The sequence below is a fragment of the Nocardioides sp. CPCC 206348 genome, assembly GCF_048654705.1.
GTDB lineage: Bacteria > Actinomycetota > Actinomycetes > Propionibacteriales > Nocardioidaceae > Nocardioides.
The window spans coordinates 49,551-52,057 of sequence record NZ_JBMCZA010000156.1 but is presented as its reverse complement, the minus strand read 5'-3'; the positions used below and the strand labels follow the sequence as shown (position 1 = coordinate 52,057).

Here is a 2,507-nt window from a genome sequence, read left to right as displayed (position 1 = left end):
TTCCGGTCGGCCACCGCGGCGTCGATCTCGATCGCGCGCAGGTTGTCGGTGGCTCCCCACTCGCTCATCATCGGGGCGGCGTTGATCTTCCGGGCCTGGGCGAGCGCGGTCGTCGTCCGTTCCTGGCTGAACTTCCAGCAGTTCTCCACGTTGCCGAAGGGCAGGCCCTGCGACTCCAGGAACACGTCCTGGCAGTAGTTGTGCCACGAGTAGCCGAGCTGGTCCTCCCCCGCCATCGGCTGGAGGTAGGTCGGTACCTGCCGGCCGGCTGCGAGCTGCTGGGGTTCCCACCAGACGACGTTGTCGGGGTCGACCTGGCGGATGGCCCGGGTGACCTTCTCGAAGGCCGGCTGGAGCTCCCTGACGTAGGCGTTCTCGCAGCCGCCGGTGAAGCACGCGAGCCACTCCAGGCCCATCCACGGCTCGTTCATCAGGTCGTAGCCCATCAGGTGCGGCTGGTCCTTCCACCAACCCGCCGCGACCTGCCACGCCGCTGCCCAGTCGTCCACACCGTGGTGCTTGTTGGCCCAGAACTCGTCGAAGACCAGTGAGTTCTCCGGCGTCCAGTAGCCCATCGGGAACGGCAGGTTGACCGGCGGCAGCAGGCTCAACAGCTTCGGCCGGTGCAGCGCCCAGTCCGGCACGCCCTCGCCGCCGTAGGTCTCGTGCCACTGGTCCTGGTGCATGTCGAGCTGCATCCAGATGCCGCGGTCGGCGAGCAGGTCCATCACCCGCTGCCATCCGTCGCGGTACGCCGGGTCGCCGACGCCGGGAGCGTCCGGTGTCAGTCCTGCCCACAGGGTGCCGAGCCGTACGCCGTTGAACCCGTACTGCGCGAGCCACGCAGCGTCGGCCTCGGTGAAGCCCTCCGCGGTGTCCGGTGGCACGTACGGATCGAGCTTCCAGACCAGGTTGAAGCCGTGCACGATGACGACCCGTCCGTGCTCGTCCACCAGCCAGCGCCCCTGGCGACGCAGCTGGGGAACGGGGTCCGGCTCCGCTTCCGCCTGAGCCGGTACGACGACCGCTGGCTGCGCGAGCGGTGCCGACTCCTGGGCGCGCGCCGGGCTGAGGCCCGTCAGTGCGCCGGCGAGCAGGGCGACCGCAGCCGCCAGGACGATAGAACGTGTTCCAGTTCGCACGCTCGTTCAACGACGCGGCCGCAGGAAGGTGACCCTCGGGCCGGTCCTCAACCCGCGCGGCGCAGTCGCACCACGGTGTCACGCACGTTCATCGGGCCCTCGGGCATCGCCTGCTCACGGTCCTGCGTCTCGGCGACCTCCACCGTCCACGGCGAGTCGCTGGCATCCACGCCGAGCGCCTCGAGCACCCGCTCGGGCTCGAACAGCAACCCGTCGCCGTGCGAGTGGCGGGCGCCCGAGTCGACGTCGTGAGGGTGGTGTGCGGTGACCAGCAACCGGCCGCCGGGAGCGACCGCCTCGGCGATGCCGCGGTAGATGTCGGTGAAGTCGGGGATCGGGACGTGCAGGAAGCTCACGGTCACGAGGTCGAAGGTGCGGTGGCCCGCAGGGCGCGGGTCGCGCAGGGCGTCGTACAGGCCGATCTTGATGTGACTGGAGACGCCGGCGTCCTCCGCGTGGGTGGCGACCTTCTCCAGGGCGACCTCCGAGACGTCGACAGCCGTGACCTCCCAACCCTGCCGGGCCAGCCAGATGGCATCGCCGCCCTCGCCGCAGGCCACGTCGAGCGCGGTCCCGGGATCGAGGTCGATGGCCTGCTCGACCAGGCGCTGGTTGGGCTTGCCGCTCCAGACGCGGTCGCTGCCGGAGTACCGCTCGTTCCAGGCCTCGGCGCTCAGTGCCTGCCGGAGGGTCTCGAGGTCCTCGTCGTGCGAGTGCTCGTGGTCGTGCGGGTGATCGTGCCTGTGTTCGCGATGGCGCATGGGAACACTGTCCCGTTTCAGGTCAACCTGAAGTCAAGGGGCCACGGTCAGATTCCGAGCGCGCGCGACAGGAGGACCTGGCGCGACCCGGCGCCGGTCTTCGCGAGGAGCGCGCGGAGGTGGTCCTCGGCGGTCGTCGGGGCGATGGTCAGGCGCTCGGCGATGGCCCGCGAGTCCAGTCCGTGCACGGCCAGCCCGAGCACCTCGGTCTCCCGCGGGGACAGTCCGTGCACCCGCGCCAAGAGGTCGGTCCGCTCCGCGCCCGTGGCCGGGCCGATCGACACCGCGATGTCCGCACCCAACCGGGCCGCGCGCACGCTGACCCAGCGGTTCGCTCCGAGGTGCACCCGGGCCGAGGGCTCCCACGGTCGGGCTGCCCCTTCGCGAGCGAGCAGTGCCGCGCCGACGTTGTACGCCGCCGCGGGTACGGGCGGGACCGGTTCCTCCGGCGGCAGCAGGCGGAGCAGCGCCTCGGCGGCGGCATCGGTCTGCGACCGGACCTGGAGGTCGTCGTCGAGCAGCACGATGCCCGGCTCCAGCGGCACCAGGTCCTCGCGGGGATCGACGAAGGTTCGTGCCGCGGCGGCACGCAGCCCGGTCGTCA

At 71.2% G+C, this 2,507-nt stretch carries 3 protein-coding genes; all 3 read right to left on the bottom strand.

Annotated elements, in window-relative coordinates:
• The coding region (locus ACOADB_RS11330) for a cellulase family glycosylhydrolase (protein ID WP_378598262.1) at nucleotides 1-1,142 on the bottom strand (1,142 nt) is incomplete at its 3' end.
• Between the two features lie 47 nt (nucleotides 1,143-1,189).
• Entirely contained in the window at nucleotides 1,190-1,903 is a 714-nt protein-coding gene (locus ACOADB_RS11325; RefSeq protein ID WP_378598260.1) for a class I SAM-dependent methyltransferase, read from the bottom strand.
• Between the two features lie 47 nt (nucleotides 1,904-1,950).
• Nucleotides 1,951-2,507, bottom strand: a 557-nt coding sequence (locus tag ACOADB_RS11320; RefSeq protein WP_378598258.1) for a helix-turn-helix transcriptional regulator, incomplete at its 5' end; no start/stop codon positions are given.